Origin of the sequence: Chryseobacterium vietnamense (genome assembly GCF_031454475.1) — a bacterium.
In the GTDB taxonomy this organism is placed as follows: domain Bacteria; phylum Bacteroidota; class Bacteroidia; order Flavobacteriales; family Weeksellaceae; genus Chryseobacterium; species Chryseobacterium vietnamense.
On record NZ_JAVDQX010000001.1, the window covers coordinates 1,128,329 to 1,145,138 of the forward strand.

Annotated in this window: 16 protein-coding genes; 11 read left to right on the forward strand and 5 right to left on the reverse strand. The window is 35.8% G+C overall.

What is annotated here, in order from left to right; all coding sequences use genetic code 11:
- Positions 1–203 precede the first annotated feature (203 nt).
- From hisG to J2786_RS05040, 9 genes are all read left to right on the forward strand, one after another.
- Positions 204–1,061, forward strand: a complete 858-nt coding sequence (gene hisG / locus J2786_RS05000) for an ATP phosphoribosyltransferase (RefSeq protein ID WP_047430746.1) — start codon at positions 204–206, stop codon at positions 1,059–1,061.
- Between the two features lie 204 nt (positions 1,062–1,265).
- Positions 1,266–2,558 (forward strand): histidinol dehydrogenase, encoded by a 1,293-nt coding sequence (gene hisD, locus J2786_RS05005; RefSeq protein WP_047430745.1) that lies wholly within the window; start codon positions 1,266–1,268, stop codon positions 2,556–2,558.
- Between the two features lie 314 nt (positions 2,559–2,872).
- Entirely contained in the window at positions 2,873–3,898 is a 1,026-nt protein-coding gene (gene hisC, locus J2786_RS05010) for a histidinol-phosphate transaminase (RefSeq protein ID WP_047433275.1), read from the forward strand.
- A 151-nt stretch (positions 3,899–4,049) separates the two neighbouring features.
- The gene (gene hisB, locus J2786_RS05015; RefSeq protein ID WP_047430743.1) at positions 4,050–5,144 is read left to right on the forward strand and encodes a bifunctional histidinol-phosphatase/imidazoleglycerol-phosphate dehydratase HisB; all 1,095 of its coding nucleotides are present in this window, start codon (positions 4,050–4,052) and stop codon (positions 5,142–5,144) included.
- Between the two features lie 2 nt (positions 5,145–5,146).
- Positions 5,147–5,725, forward strand: coding sequence for an imidazole glycerol phosphate synthase subunit HisH (gene hisH / locus J2786_RS05020; RefSeq protein WP_047430741.1), 579 nt, complete (start codon positions 5,147–5,149; stop codon positions 5,723–5,725).
- Positions 5,726–5,727: 2 nt separating this feature from the next.
- A complete protein-coding gene (gene hisA, locus J2786_RS05025; protein ID WP_047430739.1) occupies positions 5,728–6,450 on the forward strand; it encodes a 1-(5-phosphoribosyl)-5-[(5-phosphoribosylamino)methylideneamino]imidazole-4-carboxamide isomerase in 723 nt (240 codons plus the stop codon).
- A complete protein-coding gene (gene hisF / locus J2786_RS05030; RefSeq protein WP_047430738.1) occupies positions 6,443–7,195 on the forward strand; it encodes an imidazole glycerol phosphate synthase subunit HisF in 753 nt (250 codons plus the stop codon). The genes hisA and hisF overlap by 8 nt, the downstream gene beginning before the upstream one ends.
- Positions 7,192–7,779 (forward strand): bifunctional phosphoribosyl-AMP cyclohydrolase/phosphoribosyl-ATP diphosphatase HisIE, encoded by a 588-nt coding sequence (gene hisIE / locus J2786_RS05035; RefSeq protein WP_142015843.1) that lies wholly within the window; start codon positions 7,192–7,194, stop codon positions 7,777–7,779. Before hisF ends, hisIE begins: the two co-directional genes overlap by 4 nt.
- 88 nt (positions 7,780–7,867) lie before the next feature.
- Entirely contained in the window at positions 7,868–8,293 is a 426-nt protein-coding gene (locus tag J2786_RS05040; RefSeq protein WP_047430734.1) for a hypothetical protein, read from the forward strand.
- Positions 8,294–8,370: 77 nt separating this feature from the next.
- Here the strand turns inward: J2786_RS05040 and J2786_RS05045 are convergent, their stop codons facing one another.
- From J2786_RS05045 to rpmI, 5 genes are all read right to left on the reverse strand, one after another.
- Positions 8,371–9,540, reverse strand: coding sequence for a M28 family peptidase (locus J2786_RS05045; protein ID WP_047430732.1), 1,170 nt, complete (start codon positions 9,538–9,540; stop codon positions 8,371–8,373).
- A gap of 197 nt (positions 9,541–9,737) precedes the next feature.
- On the reverse strand, positions 9,738–10,913 hold the full coding sequence (locus J2786_RS05050) for a M28 family peptidase (protein ID WP_047430731.1): 1,176 nt from the start codon (positions 10,911–10,913) through the stop codon (positions 9,738–9,740).
- Between the two features lie 61 nt (positions 10,914–10,974).
- On the reverse strand, positions 10,975–12,156 hold the full coding sequence (locus tag J2786_RS05055; RefSeq protein ID WP_047430729.1) for a M28 family peptidase: 1,182 nt from the start codon (positions 12,154–12,156) through the stop codon (positions 10,975–10,977).
- 344 nt (positions 12,157–12,500) lie between these two features.
- Positions 12,501–12,845 (reverse strand): 50S ribosomal protein L20, encoded by a 345-nt coding sequence (gene rplT / locus J2786_RS05060; protein WP_002979659.1) that lies wholly within the window; start codon positions 12,843–12,845, stop codon positions 12,501–12,503.
- Between the two features lie 117 nt (positions 12,846–12,962).
- Positions 12,963–13,160, reverse strand: a complete 198-nt coding sequence (gene rpmI, locus J2786_RS05065) for a 50S ribosomal protein L35 (RefSeq protein ID WP_034694453.1) — start codon at positions 13,158–13,160, stop codon at positions 12,963–12,965.
- A gap of 421 nt (positions 13,161–13,581) precedes the next feature.
- Between rpmI and J2786_RS05070 the strand changes: the two genes are divergently transcribed.
- Positions 13,582–13,824 (forward strand): hypothetical protein, encoded by a 243-nt coding sequence (locus J2786_RS05070; RefSeq protein WP_047430727.1) that lies wholly within the window; start codon positions 13,582–13,584, stop codon positions 13,822–13,824.
- Positions 13,825–14,292: 468 nt separating this feature from the next.
- Complete coding sequence (locus J2786_RS05075) at positions 14,293–16,761, forward strand: tetratricopeptide repeat protein (RefSeq protein WP_047430726.1); 2,469 nt, start codon at positions 14,293–14,295, stop codon at positions 16,759–16,761.
- Positions 16,762–16,810 lie beyond the last annotated feature (49 nt).

Below are 16,810 nucleotides of genomic sequence, written 5' to 3' on the forward strand. Positions count from 1 at the left end.
ATTCAAACAATGAAACCAACTTTTTTAGCATTACATCATTATCATCATCATCTCTGCTAGACGGAATTGATTGATATAAGTATATGCTAAAATCAAAAATAATTAAAACCGTCTGAGTAAATAGACGGTTTTTTTGTTTCCTGAATTCTCCTCAGAAATTTCAACAGATCAGTTTTTATTTGCTCAGACCCAAAAAAGGCAAAATGAGTAAATTAAAAATTGCAATCCAGAAAAGCGGCCGGCTTTACGAAGAATCTCTTCAGCTTCTCAAAGACTGCGGAATCTTCGTCAACAACGGGAAAGACCAGCTCAAAGTTTCAGTAGATAACTTTCCGATGGAAATCATGTACCTACGGAATTCAGACATCCCTCAATATCTGGAAGACGGAGTGGTGGATGTTGCCATTGTTGGTGAAAATCTTCTGATTGAAAAAGGTGAAAATATCAAAACGATCCAGAAGCTTGGGTTTTCAAAATGCCGTGTTTCACTGGCTGTTCCCAAAGAAGTAGAAACCGATGAGCTTTCTTATTTTCAGGGCAAAAAAATTGCCACTTCTTATCCCAATACCCTTAAAAACTTTTTAGAAAATCAAGGAATTGTATCTGATATCCACGTTATTTCCGGTTCTGTAGAAATCGCTCCCAATATCGGTCTGGCTGATGGAATATGTGATATTGTCAGTTCCGGAAGTACTTTATTCAAAAACGGATTAAGGGAAACGGTTACTTTGCTGAAATCGGAAGCTGTGCTGGCTCAAACACCCCGGTTATCATCTGAAAAAGAGGTTATTCTTGAAAAACTGGTCTTCAGGATCAAAGCGGTTTTAAAAGCAAAAAATTCAAAGTACATTCTGATGAATGTTCCCAATGAAAAGATTCAGAAAGTATCAGAAGTACTTCCTGTATTAAAAAGCCCTACAGTTATTCCTCTGGCAGAAGAAGGCTGGAGCAGTATTCATTCTGTGATTGATGAAGAACGTTTCTGGGAAGTCATTGATGAACTCAAAGAAAATGGCGCTCAGGATATTTTAATCATTCCAATTGATAAAATGGTTATTTAAAATGTTGGTGAACGCAAAGACGCTAAAGAATAAAAATTAAGACTGTTTTAAGGCGCGAAGATTTTATCTGCGATAAAATTGAATACGTTTATCAAAAAAAATAGCAATTAAAATAGCTGAATAATATAGCTTCAGCTATGATCTTAATGAAACTTAACAACTTAAAAGGATCTTAATGGTTCAAAAAACTTTTAAAATAGTACAATGAAAGTATATAAATTTCCCACAAAAGACACCTGGAAAGACCTGGTAAAACGTCCTGTTTTGGAGAAGAAAGAAATTTCAGGGCTCATTACAGAAATTTTTGCAGAAGTTGAAAAAAATGGTGATAAAGCTTTAATAGAGTTCAATAAAAAATTCGATAAAGCAGATACTCAAAGCATTTCGGTTTCCAAAGAAGAAATTGAAGATGCACAAAAGCAGATAAAAGATGAACTGAAAGAGGCGATTCAACAGGCAAAGGAGAATATTTCAATATTTCACGCTTCGCAAAAACAGGGAATTCAGAAAATTGAAACCACAAAAGGTGTAGTGTGCTGGCGTGAAAATCGTGCTGTAGAGAAAGTTGGGATTTATATTCCGGGAGGAACGGCTCCATTATTCTCTACCGTATTGATGCTTGCAGTTCCTGCAAATCTTGCCGGATGTAAAGAAATAGTTCTTTGCACGCCACCGGATAAGAAAGGAAATGTTAATCCCGCAATTCTTTATGCAGCAAAGCTTTGCGGCGTTTCAGAAATATTTAAAACGGGAGGAGCGCAGGCCGTTGCAGCAATGACTTTTGGAACAGAAAGCATTCCTGCTGTTAATAAAATTTTCGGACCTGGTAATCAGTTTGTAGTAGCAGCTAAAGAATACGCTCAGCGTTTTGGAGTTGCGATCGATATGCCTGCCGGACCTAGTGAAGTTCTTGTAATTGCAGATGAGCAGGCTGTTCCTGAATTTTGTGCGGCAGATCTTCTCTCTCAGGCAGAACATGGAAGCGACAGTCAGGTGGTTTTTATTACGACAGATCTTAAAGTGTTTGATGAAACAATAGAATGTGTTGAACAGCAAATCAAAGAATTACCCAGAAATGAATTTGCAGCTCAGGCATTGGAAAACAGTTCTTTTATTTTAGTGAATTCTGTGGAAGAAGCTCTTGAATTTAGTAATCTTTATGCACCGGAACACCTTATTCTGGCGATTGATGATTTTGAAAAATATATTCCGGAAGTTCAGAATGCAGGATCTGTTTTCCTTGGAAACTATTCCTGTGAGAGTGCTGGGGATTATGCCAGCGGAACCAATCACACGCTTCCTACCAATGCGTATGCAAAGAATTACAGCGGGGTGTCACTGGATAGCTTTGTGAAAAAAATAACATTCCAGCAACTTTCAAAAGAGGGCCTTAAGAATCTAGGAAAAACCATAGAGCTTATGGCAGAAGCAGAAGGCCTGTTTGCCCACAAAAATGCAGTTTCCATAAGATTAAATAATAAATGTTGGAAAACGTAAAGACGCGAGAAGGATATAATTAGAGTGTTTTTTAAGACGCAAGGATTTTATCTCCGATAAACTTAAATAATGCATATAAAACACAAAATAAAATTCAAGCCCTTGCTGAAAATCTTAGATTTTCACGCGCCTTAAAAAAAGCAAGAATTAAAAAACTTTGCGCCCTTGCGTTTATCCAGAAAAAAGAATTTGAACCATTAAGAAAATAAAACTTTTAAGTAAAATTAAGCCTCAAGTACATTTGAATTTAGCGCACTGCTTAATAACTCAATTCATCTTAATGGTTTAGAATAATTAAAATGAAAAACAATACAATGAAAAATAACAGTATCAAAACTCTGGTAAGAGAAAATATATTACAACTACAACCCTACGTCAGTTTCAGGGACAATAACGAATTTAATGCACCTGTCATGCTGGATGCGAATGAAAGTCCTTTTGGGGATTACAACCGTTACCCGGATTCTACCCAAAAAAGGCTTAAAAGCAAGCTTGCAGGGCTTAAAAATGTTGTGCCGTCACAGATTGCCATAGGAAACGGAAGTGATGAGCTGATAGACCTTATCATTAAAATTTTCTGTGAGCCTAAAAAAGATGCCATTCTGATGATGAATCCGTCCTTTGCGATGTATGGTTTCTATGCAGCAATCAACGAGAATAAGGTTTTGAAAATAGATCTGGATGAAAACTTTGAAATCGTTAAAAATGATTTTTTAAAGACAGCAGAAGATCCTTCACTGAAGATTTTCTTTTTATGTTCACCTAACAATCCTACCGGAAACAGTGTAGCCGATATTGAATTTTATCTTCAGAACTTCAACGGAATTGTGGTAGTAGATGAAGCTTATATCGAATTTTCAGGACAAAAATCAAGTATTCAACTTTTGAATCAATATTCTAACCTGATCGTACTGCAGACATTTTCCAAAGCATGGGGAATCGCGGGCGCAAGGGTAGGAATGGCTTATGCATCAGAAGAAATTATTAATCTTATTAATATTGTAAAAGCACCTTATAACGTGAATGTACTGAGCCAGGAGCTTATTTTAAAGACATTGGAGGATGAAAGCAGACTTCAGAAAAATGTAAACCGTATTTTGGAAGAGATAACGTGGCTGAAGCAGCAGTTTGAAGGAATTCCATGTATTTCGAAAGTATTTTCAACAGATGCGAATTTCTTTCTGATCAGAATGGAAAACGTTGATTCAGTGTATGCAAAAATGTTGGAAGAAGAAGTTTTAACCAGCAGAAGAGATCCGGCAATTCCCGGATGTATCAGGATCAATGTAGGAAACCGAGCAGAAAATGAAAAATTAATTAATCTTTTAAAAGGAATATAAGGTGTAACCATTAATAAAGAGTGTGTTATAAGGACAGTTAAGATTCAGGATGAATAAAATACAAGCTAAATTAATAGCTCCAGGTATGTTCTTACTACTTCTTAACCATTTAAAAAAGCTTAATGGTTAAAAAATAATTTATAAAAAACATATGAAAAAAGTACTTTTTATAGACCGCGACGGAACGTTAATTATCGAACCGCCCACAGATTTTCAGGTAGATTCTCTGGAAAAACTTGAGTTTTATCCGGGAGTTTTTCAAAACTTAGCAAAAATTGCCAGTGAACTGGATTACGAATTGGTGATGGTGACCAATCAGGATGGATTGGGAACGGAAAGTTTTCCCGAAGAAGATTTCATAAAGCCACAGGAAAAAATGTTGCAGGCATTTGAAAACGAAGGCATCATTTTTAGTGATATTTTAATTGATAAAAGCTTTGAGTCCGAAAATCTTCCCACCAGAAAACCAGGAATTGGAATGCTTGGAAAATATATCTATGGTAATTATGATCTTGAAAATTCCTATGTAATTGGTGATCGAATTACGGATGTTCAACTTGCTAAAAATCTTGGATCTAAAGCAATTTATCTTAATCAAAACTTCAATACTGAATCTGAGCTGTCTGCTTCAAAATGGTCAGAGATTTATCAGTTCCTAAAATCAGGAATGAGGAAAGCCAAAGTTTCCAGAAAAACCAATGAGACCGATATTGAAATTGAAGTCAATCTCGATGGAAACGGAAAGTCAGATATCTCAACCGGGCTTCACTTTTTCGATCACATGCTGGACCAGATCGCCAGACACGGCAATATGGATCTTAAGATTAAAGTCAAAGGTGATCTTGCCGTAGATGAGCACCACACGATTGAAGACACAGGAATTGTGTTGGGAGAAGCTATTTTAAAAGCATTAGGAAAGAAAAAAGGAATTGAGCGGTATGGTTTCCTGCTTCCGATGGATGACTGCCTTTCTCAGGTGGCTATTGATTTCGGAGGAAGATCATGGCTCGTTTGGGATGCTGAATTTAAAAGAGAAAAGATAGGTGATGTGCCTACGGAAATGTTTTTTCACTTCTTTAAATCCTTTACAGATTCTTCAAAATCGAATCTGAATATCAAAGCAGAAGGTGATAACGAACACCACAAAATTGAATCCATTTTTAAAGCCTTTGCAAAAGCCGTTAAGATAGCAGTGAATCAATCAGATACTAATTACAGCCTGCCTTCTACAAAAGGAAGTTTATAAATATGATTGCTATAATAAAATATAACGGAGGAAATGTAAACTCCGTTCAGAATGCCCTCAACAGGCTTAAAATAGATTCTGTGATCACCGATGATCCCGAACAGATTTTAAAAGCTGATAAAGTGATCTTTCCCGGCGTGGGAGAAGCTTCCTCTACTATGAAACTGCTGAAGGAAAAAGAACTTGATCTATTGATTCCAAGCCTCAAACAACCGGTTTTAGGGATATGCCTGGGCATGCAGCTGATGTGTAAAGGAAATGAAGAAGGAGATACCGAAGGAATGGGGATTTTTGATATCAATGTCAGAAAATTTCCGGCAAAGGATATTGTTCCACACATGGGCTGGAATACGCTTTCAGAACAGACATCGCCATTATTTTCAGGAATAGAAAAGAATAATGATGTGTATTTTGTTCATAGTTATTATTGTGAGCTTTCAGACTTTACCACATCTGTTTGTGATTATATCCTGCCATTCAGTGCATCTTTGCAGAAAGACAATTTCTATGCGGTACAGTTTCACCCTGAAAAATCAGGACTGGTGGGAAATCAGATCGTTAAAAACTTTATAAATTTATAATGATGAAAATAATTCCGGCTATTGATATTATCGACGGGAAATGTGTCCGTTTATCAAAAGGAGATTACAATACAAAGAAAATATACAATGAAGACCCTGTAGAAGTGGCTAAAGAGTTCGAAAGCTTCGGGATTCAATACCTTCATTTGGTGGATCTTGACGGAGCGAAATCAAAGCATATTGTCAACCAGAAGGTTCTGGAAAATATTGCCAGGTCTACTGTGTTGGATATTGACTTTGGAGGAGGACTAAAAACTCAGGAGGATATTGAAACAGCCTTCAATTCCGGGGCAAAACAGATCACTTTAGGAAGTATTGCGGTACAAAATCCTGAATTCTGTTATGGAATGATTGAAAAATATGGAGCTGAGAAGATCATTTTAGGGGCAGACTGCGAAAACAGAAAGATTAAAACTTCCGGCTGGCTGGAAGAAAGTAATAATGATGTCATTGACTTTATCCTTCAGTATCAGAAAAAAGGAATACAATCCACAATATGTACTGATATTGCAAAAGATGGGATGCTGGAAGGGCCTTCAACTGGACTTTATATTGAGATTTTATATAAAACATCCGTTCAGCTGGTAGCAAGCGGTGGGATCTCAGGCATCGCTGATGTCTATAAAATGAAAGATATCGGATGTGCGGGGACAATTATCGGAAAAGCAATTTATGAGGGAAAAATAAGCTTACAACAACTTCAAAACTTTATTGAAAATGCTTAAGAAACGAATTATTCCATGTCTGGATATTAAGGATGGAGCAACGGTGAAAGGAGTCAATTTTGAAGATCTTAAAAATGCCGGAGATCCCGTTGAGTTGGCCAAAAAATATGAGCTGGAAGGAGCTGATGAGCTTGTTTTCCTGGATATTACGGCAACTATTGAAGATAGAAAAACATTTGTAGAGCTGGTAAAGGAGATTGCCAAAGAGCTTAGTATTCCTTTTACAGTAGGAGGTGGCATTTCATCTGTAGAAGATGTAAGAAAGCTTTTGGAAGCAGGAGCAGACAAGATCAGTATCAATTCCTCAGCGGTGAAAAATCCCGGGCTTATTTCTGATCTGGCCAAAGAATTCGGAAGCCAGTGTGTGGTGGTAGCGGTGGATACAAGAGAGGTGGGAGGTAAAGATCTTGTTCATATCAAAGGCGGAAGAGAAGCTACGGAACTTACTACTCTGGAATGGGCACAGGAAGCAGCACGTTTGGGAGCAGGAGAAATTCTATTAACTTCCATGGATGGTGACGGCACAAAAAACGGTTTTGACCTTCGCATTACAAAGCTCGTTTCAGACAATATCAGTATTCCTGTGATTGCTTCAGGAGGTGCGGGTACTGTGGATGACTTTGTTAAAGTATTTAATGAAACAAAAGCTACCGGGGCATTGGCAGCCAGTATATTCCATTTTAATGAAATAGGAATTCAGGATTTGAAACAACAGTTAAAAACTCAAAAAATAGAAGTACGATGAAAATAGATTTTAATAAAGATAAAGGACTTGTTCCGGTAATTATCCAGGACAGCAGAACGTTGCAGGTTTTGATGCTGGGCTACATGAATGAAGAAGCTTTTGAGAAAACAAAAGCAGAGGGAATTGTTACTTTTTTCAGCCGCTCCAAAAACAGACTCTGGACAAAAGGTGAGGAATCCGGGAATTTCTTAACCGTAAAAAGTATTAACATCGACTGTGATCAGGACACCATTTTAATTAAAGCTGTTCCGAAGAATGTAGTATGTCATACAGGAAGTTTCAGTTGCTTTGGAGAAAAGAATGCCAAAGGGTTTCTGTATGAACTGGAAGAAAAGATCTCTCAGAGAATCGATACCAAAGCTGAAGGATCTTATACCTATTCACTTTATCAGAGAGGTATCAATAAAATGGCGCAAAAAGTAGGTGAGGAGGCCGTAGAATTGGTAATAGAAGCTAAAGATAATAATGAGGAGCTCTTTAAAAATGAAGCTGCAGATCTTCTGTATCACTTTTTAATCTTATTGAAAGCCAAAGGATTTTCAGTGGAGGAAATTGAAGAGGTTCTTAAAAGTAGAACTCAATAAAAATTAACTCGCTTTTTGATTGTGAGACAAAAATTCCTTCGGTAAATGAAAAACGTTATTTTAAGATCAGAGAAATAAACCTTAAAATATGATTGATGAGTTACAGAAAGCTAAAGATTTAATGGATAACGGGCAATATATGCCCGCTGTGGAAATTTTACAGAATATCAGAGAGTTACCTGTAAAATCTGAAAAATACAGATTGTTATTCATGTCATACTGTTGGTGTAATTTAGGAGAATATCAATGGTCTGTTAATATTGCCAATGATTTATTACAGAAAGATAGGCACAATGAGTTAGCTTCCCAGATAAAGTATTTGTCCTATTGTGGGCTTAAAGATTTTGATAGAGCCTTAGAAGAAATTATACGGTTTTTGTCATTGAATGAAGCGGATCTGTATAAAATAACTCTGGAAGAGTTATTATCAGATATCAAAAATGGCTTTATTAATGAACAGACTATTATTTCTACAATAAAAAAACTCGCATTAAAAAATAACTGTTTGAAGTAAAAATATTTAAACACGCTCTTTTAAAATAAAACAGCAGGAATAGCCCTGCTGTTTTTTAATATAATCTGATTAATATCTTATCTTTCAATCATAATATTCTTCACAAGAGTTTCATCACCTACTTTCAAAACTCCAATATACACTCCGTTCTGAAGGCCGGAAACATTAATCTTTCTTTCATTATTGACTTTCAAAAGTGATCTTCCCAAAGAATTGCTGATTTCAAAACTGAAGTTGGTTTCCTTAGAATCCGGTAATTCAATATTCAGAATATTATTAGCGGGATTAGGATAGATTTTTACAGTTTCCAGTAAATTTTTAGAAGCGGGTTTACTCATAGTAGTAGAAGCGCTTGCAAAATGCTGTAATGCACCCACGGTTGCCTTTCCGATCTTGTATACATAAACAGGATCCATATTAGTAAAGGTATCTTTAGAGCTGTGAGGATAAGTACTTCTTATTCTTTCAAAAAATCCGGTAATTACTTCACCTTTCTGTTCAAAAGGAATATAATCCGTATCGGCAGCCGGATCTACGGCAGTCAGAAGAGTAGAGTAGAGTGCTGTGCAATTTCTCAACTGTTGGGTAACAGCTGCAGAAGCTGCATTATTACTGGAAACACCTCCCTGGTCTTCATCACAATATACCGTTGTATTATTATTTCCTTTCACACCGCCCACCTGATCCAGATTGAAGACCAGTTTGATATCCAGTTTGCGGACGCCTCCCTGGTATACCACATTGTTCACATAATGGCTGCTTCCCTTTAATCCTTGTTCTTCACCAGAAAAATGAATGAATTTTATAGAATATTCTGTAGGAACATTTCTAAGAATCCTTGCAGCCTCAAGGATAATAGACGTTCCACTGCCGTTATCATTTACTCCCGGACCATAGATGGTATCGAAATGCCCGCAGATGATAACATATTTGTTAGGATACAGTGTTCCGGTTTTGGTAATGATTAAATTTTTAGAGCTGGTACTTCCAAAAGTAAAAGGACTTTCTTCTATCTGGCTGGCAGTATAGCCGTAAGAAAGATACTTGTTTTTGATCCAGTTCAGCGTATTGGTATTGGCTGCTGAGCCTGTGGTTTTTACGCCTAAATTACTAAACTCCTGGAGATTTGTGGTGATATTGGTCTGGGTAACCAAATCTGCTCTGTCTTTATAAGCCTGAATAAAAGTTTGAGCCGCAATACTCTGAATCATCAATGCAGAGCATAAAAGTGTTGTGAATTTTTTCATATAAATAATATTATTTGGTAACACGAATGTAGTAAATAAATCACAATAAAGTGTTTAATAGTTTAGATTAATATTGTATTTATTATGAATATCATATTAGTTTTGATGAAGCTTTTGTGAATATTGCAATTGGGATAAAAATAAAAACCTTTGAAAAAATTCAAAGGTTTAGGTATTATAGAGGATTATAAATTGTATTATTTTTCGATCATCACCTTTCTAACGACCTTTTGATCTCCGGTTTTTAAAATTCCGATATATGCTCCGTTTTCCAGACCTGAAACATTAATTTTTGTTTCATTGTTTCTCTTGAAAATAGAACGTCCCTGGAAATCCGTAATTTCAAAAGTGAAATTTTTAATTCCAGAGTCCGGAAGTTCAATATTGATGATCTCTTTTGCCGGATTGGGATAGATTTTTATATTTTCCAACGTGTTTTTCCCTGTGGTTTCATGCGTTCCCAATGTGCCGGTGGCAACAGCGAAATGCTGCAATGCTCCCACAGACGCTTTTCCTATCTTGTAAATGTAAACAGGATCTGTATTGGCAAAAGTATCATTCACTGTATGCGGGTAAGTACTTCTTATTCTTTCAAAGAAACCTGTGATCACTTCGCCTTTCTGTTCAAAAGGAATATAATCCGTGTCTTCAGCGGGATCTACCTCTGTCAGAAGAGGCGAGTAGAGTGCTGTACAGTTTCTGAGTTCCTGAGTTACAGCAGCAGAAGCGGCATTATTTGTTGAAAGTCCACCCTGATCTTCATCACAGTAAACGGTATTGTTATTATTTCCCATCACACCGCCTACCTGATCCAGATTAAAAACAAGTTTAATATCTAAAACACGGACCCCACTCTGATAAGCTACATTGTTGACATAATGTTTACTTCCCAGAAGCCCTTGCTCTTCTCCGGAAAAATGAATGAATTTTATAGAATATTCCGTCGGAACATCTTTAAGAATCCTTGCTGCTTCAAGAATAATAGAAGTTCCGCTTCCGTTATCATTGATCCCTAACCCTGTAATACTATCAAAATGTCCACAGATAATTACATATTTATTAGGATACACTGTTCCTGTTTTAGTAATCACCAGATTTTTAGAGCTGTAGCCCCCTAAAGTAAAAGGGTCTTCCACAATTTGGCTGGTAGTATAGCCATAGGAAAGGTATTTGGTTTTTAGCCATTCTAAAGCATTGTTATTGGCTGGAGTACCTGTTTTTTTTACTCCTAAAAGAGCAAATTCCTGAAGGGAAGTTGTAATATTGGTCTGGTTGACCATATCTGCTCTGTCCTGATAAGCCTGAATAAAACTCTGGGCTCCAATAGTTTGAATAGCGATAGAAGCCAGTAAAAAAGTAGCGATTTTCTTCATTGTATAGAGTAATGCTGAATATTCCCGAATGTAAACCAGATTCAGAATATTCTACCTGACATTATTTAGTAATGATTATTTTTTTTGTTGTATTTCCTTTATCTGTTGTAATAGTAAAGGTATACACCCCGTTTGTTAATCCTGAAGTATTTATTTTCTCCTGGTTTTCAAGGGATAAAACAGTATTTCCTGACATGTCATTGACTTCAACTTTGAATTGCTTTACTTTCTCCTGAAATTCCACGGTTACAAGATCTTTAGCCGGATTAGGATAAACTTTGATTGTCTCACCAGATTTTTGCACGGATGTTTCGTTGGTACCTAACAGGTTACTGGATGTAGATGCAATAGCAAAATGCTGTAAGGCTCCCACAGCAGCTTTTCCTACATTAAAAACATAGACAGGGTCCAGATTGGCAAAAGTATCACTTACCGTATGCTCGTTTTCACTTCTCAAGTACTCGTAAAACCCGGTAATGGTATATCCCTTGGCTTCAAAAGGCATATAATCTGAGCTGTAAGCATATGAAAGATTAGTCTGAAGAGGAGAGTAAAGGGTAGTACAGTTCATCAGTTCCTGTGTTACAGCAGTAGAAGCTGCGTTGTTGGAAGATACACCGCCGGTATCTCTTTCACAGGTAATCGTATTGTTGTTATTCCCAATCAGTCCACCTACCTGGTCAATATTTAAGACCAATTTGATATCCAGAACCTGGCTGCCGTTCTGATACGCTACATTATTTACATAATGATTACTTCCTACAAGGCCCTGTTCTTCTCCGGAAAAATGAATAAACTTGATAGAGTATTCTGTGGGAACATTTTTTAATATTCTTGCTGCCTCCAGAATGATGGACGTTCCACTGCCATTGTCACTTACTCCGGGACCTACAATCGTATCATAATGTCCACAGATAATAACATATTTGTTAGGGTATACAGTTCCCGTCTTGGTAATAATTAAATTTTTTGAAGTACTGCTTCCGTAGGTAAAAGTATCTTCAGACATGTTGTTTACAGTATATCCGTAGGACAGATATTTGTTTTTAAGCCAGTCCAGAGCATTGTTATTGGCTGTTGTACCTGTCTTTTTTATCCCAAATCCTGCAAATTCCTGAAGATTTGTACTGATATTGGTTTGGGTTACCATATCTGCTCTGTCCTTATAAGCTTGAATAAAACTTTGCGCACTCATATTTTGAAGCGCCATTGAAGTGAGCAGAAAAGCTGCAGCTTTTTTCATTTTTGATACTTTCTTTAGAGATTGCTAATATAACAATAAATCATCATTTATTGTTGATTATTAACTGGAATAGCGTTTATTTGCTTGATTTATCAATAATAATTTATCTTTTTATTAAATTTATTATTGTATTAGATTAAAATTCGCTAAATGAATAAAATTTAGGTAAATTTTTCTTTATTATTAAATATGTTTAATGATACATTCATCTTTTGTGAATGCTATCTCATAAAGTTTACTGTTGATATGGCAATTAGAGTGGGATTGACCTATAACAAATTGTATATAACAAAAAAATCCCGGGAAAACCCGGGACTTATATTGATAACAAAATCTATTCTACATTATTTTACTTGATCTACAACAGCTTTGAAAGCTTCAGGGTGATTCATTGCTAAATCTGCTAAAACTTTTCTGTTAAGTTCGATGTTGTTCTTTTTAAGAGCTCCCATAAATTGAGAGTAAGACATTCCGTGCTCTCTAGTTCCCGCGTTGATACGAGTGATCCAAAGTGCTCTGAAATTTCTCTTTTTCTCTTTTCTACCACGGTAAGCATATTGCATTGCTTTTTCTACCGCGTTTTTAGCTACAGTCCAAACGTTCTTTCTTCTTCCGAAATAACCTTTAGCGTGCTTAAAAATTTTCTTTCTGCGAGCTCTTGAAGCTACGGCATTTACTGATCTTGGCATAATTTAAATTGTTTTTTTGAAAAGGGCGGCAGTGTTATTGCTCTTATTTGCACCGTTTCAGGGTTAAAATTGTGAATTTGTTTGAATTCTTATAAACCGAATATAGATTTATAAAAACTACTTAATTGCTAATTGACGTTGAACGCTTTTCTCATCCACTTTAGCTACGTAAGAAGTAGACGTAAGATTTCTCTTCTGCTTAGTTTCTTTCTTAGTTAAGATGTGGCTTTTGTAAGCGTTTTTTCTTTTGATCTTACCTGTTCCAGTAAGAGCAAAACGTTTCTTAGCACCTGATTTCGTTTTTAATTTTGGCATTGTTTTGCTTTTTTATTGTTTTTGTTATCAATATCTGTTTTGGCTACTCCTAAAGACATTAGGAATAATAGTTTGCAAAGATAAGAAAAAAATCAATTCGAAGGGTTATAATCTTGATTTTATCATGTCAATAAAAACCGTTTAAGGAAACGGTTCATTAATAAGTTGAGTTCTTTTAATCGAAAATCCACCTGGAAGATATCTTCAAAATCTTGATTTATGACAATAATTAATTAAAAATTCCAGACAATAATAATGTACAGATAGTATTAATTAAATAACAGATGGAATGAAAATATTTATGTTATGAAGAAATATTACTCAAAAAATTATGACAGGATAAAATATACCTGATAATCGGGATTGTAGTATTAGCCGGTTCTCTCTAATATTGAAGATTAACCTGTAAATTTAAACTGTTATGCTTTCATCTGCAGATTTACACCTTGAAAGAGCGTTATTTCTTGCTGTCTTAATTATTTTTTTCGGAGCAGGATTTTTGTGCACGTTGATTAGTTTCATTATCAATTTTATACAAAAGAAAGATAAAAAAGGAGTGTATTACCTTCTTATATTTCTTATTTCCGGCCTTATCGGAGTGGTCTTAACAGCATTTTATTGTTACATGATCCTGTTTGAACAGGCTGAAATCTATATGCCATAAAAAGAAGATGCAATGCAGTATAATAAAATGGAATAGACTAAAAACCACTGATATCAGGGATGTTTTTGCACAGTCTCTATTTTTATCTTTGACTCAAAAATTGACCAGGATAAAACGGTGTAAAACCTTTCTCTCAGATCAATAGTAATTATAACTTTTATAGCTTTCTTTTTCACACCCAATAAAAGATAAATTCTTATTTCGAATAAACACTAAAAAACTATGGGTAAAAACACTAGCCAAATAAAATGGAGTGAAGGAGAAGCTGTAAAAGTAATTTAGATGAGTCTCATTTTAGTAATTTTCACCCATTGTAAGAATCCTGAAAAAACAAATTTTAAGAATTACCTGAATATACTTAACAACCCTTCTTTAGATCACCTTTTCATAAAATAGTATTATTTAATTTCACAAAATCATTGTAACAGGAAATGCTGTAATGCTTTTCCGGCATGATAAAATGAACGTATGGCACACCGGATTTATTTATACAATTACGATCAAAAATCAAATCAGAGATTCAATAGCTACCTAGGAGAGTGGAATTATGAAATTCCCTTATTGCTGTATCCTTTGCTGGCACAAGACATCAAAGTGGAAGGCGTTGAATTTTTCTCAGATAAAAATCAGGGCATTGTTCAGTTGCGTTATTTTTTCAATCTGCTGGCAGATATCTATCAGCTGCATTACAAGAAAGCTTATTACGAACCTGTAAATAAAATGTTTGAGTTCCTGGAAGCTTTACCTTATGACACTTTTGTATTGAATGCAACAGACGTTTTCAATATGAACGAAGAAAAACATAAGGCGCAGGCAAAGGAATGGCTGGTAGAAATTCAGCACAAAAACAAACTGTATAAAAAAGCTGTGGAATCTCAGAAACTTTCGCTGCTGGATTCTTTGTTGCCGCAGACGGGATATTCTTCATTTCTCGAAATTTTAGAAACTGACTGGATTAATTACGGATTGGGATATTTTGAAGAGCTAGCCTATAAAAAAGCTGCATCTACGACTTTCGAAGAAAACGGAAAGTTTGGTCTTAAAGATGCGAAAGGGGGCATTTTAGCTCCGGCAGTTTATGATGATATTTTTGAAGAAGATTATCATTACGGTATATCGGTAATTCAGAAAGGAACATTGTTCGGTTACCTGCAAAGTGACGGAAAAGAGTGGGTTTCTCCGGTATATGAAGAGGCTTTTGATGTATTCGATTTTGGACAGGAACCTTTAGGCGAAGTGAAAGTGAATGGCAAATCAGGGATTTTAAAAATCCATTCAAACACATGGATGGTACCTGCGGAATATGATGCTATTGAAAGAATAGCCTATGGATTCTTTAGCATAGGAAAAGATGGAAAGTTTGGAGTTTACAGCGATAAAAACGGACTGATTATTCCTGTTGAAAGTGAAAGCCCTTTTGAGTACGATTATTTCCCCGAATTATTTTTCGCCAGACAAAAAGGCACAGGCAAACGAAAATATTATACGAAAGAAGGAAACTATCTGGGAGATTTTTTAGAAGGAAGTATCTCAAAAGCAAGTACCTGTTTCTGGATTAAACCGAACAAGTTTAATAAGAAAGGCAGGTTGATTGATAAAAAAGGCCAACCTATCATAGACGAAGCGGATCAGCTGATTTTAATCGATAATTTTGAAACCCTTGCTGTTCGTAAAGACAAAAATTGGAAGATTTATCATGCTTTAAAACATCGCTTCCTGTTAGAAAATGAATCTATCAGTAAAGTAAGAGCAGAATCCAATGGCGGATATAAAAACAATGTGTTCATTCTGGAAACCAACAGAGGGTCAGGGCTTTTTGATGCCGGTAATGAAAACTGGCTGATCGCTCCCCAACCGGAAATTAAACAGATTCACTATCTGGAAAATGGATTTTTATCAGTTCAAAAATATGAAGGGTATCAGTTGTTTGATTTTGAGAATGGTCTGTCGGAGAAATTATATGATTATATTTCCAATCCTTTGAATTACAGAACGGAAGAAGGTTTATTGTTTCTGTATCAGGGTGAAAATATGTTCAGAATGCACGAGGATAAAAGTATTCATCGGGTAGAAATTTCCGGATATGGGGCTATTTATCTGGACAGGTATTCATTCCGGGGAAAGGATTTGGAATACTTTACTGGCTTTTATAACCGTTGGAAAAGTCAGGCTGGTAAAGATGCTGAACAGTTCATGGAGGCCGAAACCATTAAAAAAATGGCTTTTGATGCAAGAGAAAATCAAAATTACCACGAAGCACTTCGTCTGTTTGAGTTATCTGCTCAAAAAGGGGATATGGACAGCCTGGTAGAAATAGGACTACTGTTGACCGACCCTGAAATAGAATCATTGTTTGATCCGCAAAAAGGTATCAGATATTACGAAAAAGCGGCACAACGAAACCATCCTGTAGCCTGGAACAATATCGGGGCTTTATACCACAACGATATAGGGTATTCTTTTAATATCAAAAAAGCAATTCAGGCCTATGAGAAGAGTGCTGAACTTGGTGATGAAATGGCACTTGTCAACCTGGGTGATTTGTATTATTTTGGAGAACATGTGCTGCAGGATTACAATAAAGCTTTGGATTTTTATCAGAAAGCTGAGAAAAAATACACCTACAATTACGATAAAATCTCAGAAATCTATTATCAGTTAAGAGATTATAAAAACCTTTTGGTGTACTTAAAGAAAGACTATGATCAGTCATATTCAGGTATTTATTACGGCATTATCTACGAATTGGGTATGGGAGTAAAGACAGATCTGAAGAAAGCCATTAAGTATTTTGAACAAGCCAACACTTACAGTGCCTACGAATATGCTACTCAACGTTTACTACATTACTATGGTGAAGATCCGGTCTTTAAAAATGAAAAGAAATATCTGAAATGGAGATCTTTTGCAGAAAAGCATGGCTTCGAAATAGATTAGCAGGGATTTACCTATATTTACTTTCCTTAATGGAATGCAATTTAATAAA

Bases quoted from the DNA above. Each gene is read 5' to 3' on its own strand.
- J2786_RS05045 (WP_047430732.1), bottom strand. From the start codon at position 9,540: ATGAAAAAATTCACAACACTTTTATGCTCTGCATTGATGATTCAGAGT.
- hisH (WP_047430741.1), top strand. From the start codon at position 5,147: ATGATTGCTATAATAAAATATAACGGAGGAAATGTAAACTCCGTTCAG.
- J2786_RS05050 (WP_047430731.1), bottom strand. From the start codon at position 10,913: ATGAAGAAAATCGCTACTTTTTTACTGGCTTCTATCGCTATTCAAACT.
- hisG (WP_047430746.1), top strand. From the start codon at position 204: ATGAGTAAATTAAAAATTGCAATCCAGAAAAGCGGCCGGCTTTACGAA.
- J2786_RS05040 (WP_047430734.1), top strand. From the start codon at position 7,868: ATGATTGATGAGTTACAGAAAGCTAAAGATTTAATGGATAACGGGCAA.
- hisIE (WP_142015843.1), top strand. From the start codon at position 7,192: ATGAAAATAGATTTTAATAAAGATAAAGGACTTGTTCCGGTAATTATC.
- hisF (WP_047430738.1), top strand. From the start codon at position 6,443: ATGCTTAAGAAACGAATTATTCCATGTCTGGATATTAAGGATGGAGCA.
- J2786_RS05070 (WP_047430727.1), top strand. From the start codon at position 13,582: ATGCTTTCATCTGCAGATTTACACCTTGAAAGAGCGTTATTTCTTGCT.
- rpmI (WP_034694453.1), bottom strand. From the start codon at position 13,160: ATGCCAAAATTAAAAACGAAATCAGGTGCTAAGAAACGTTTTGCTCTT.
- hisB (WP_047430743.1), top strand. From the start codon at position 4,050: ATGAAAAAAGTACTTTTTATAGACCGCGACGGAACGTTAATTATCGAA.
- hisD (WP_047430745.1), top strand. From the start codon at position 1,266: ATGAAAGTATATAAATTTCCCACAAAAGACACCTGGAAAGACCTGGTA.
- J2786_RS05055 (WP_047430729.1), bottom strand. From the start codon at position 12,156: ATGAAAAAAGCTGCAGCTTTTCTGCTCACTTCAATGGCGCTTCAAAAT.
- hisA (WP_047430739.1), top strand. From the start codon at position 5,728: ATGAAAATAATTCCGGCTATTGATATTATCGACGGGAAATGTGTCCGT.
- J2786_RS05075 (WP_047430726.1), top strand. From the start codon at position 14,293: ATGGCACACCGGATTTATTTATACAATTACGATCAAAAATCAAATCAG.
- hisC (WP_047433275.1), top strand. From the start codon at position 2,873: ATGAAAAATAACAGTATCAAAACTCTGGTAAGAGAAAATATATTACAA.
- rplT (WP_002979659.1), bottom strand. From the start codon at position 12,845: ATGCCAAGATCAGTAAATGCCGTAGCTTCAAGAGCTCGCAGAAAGAAA.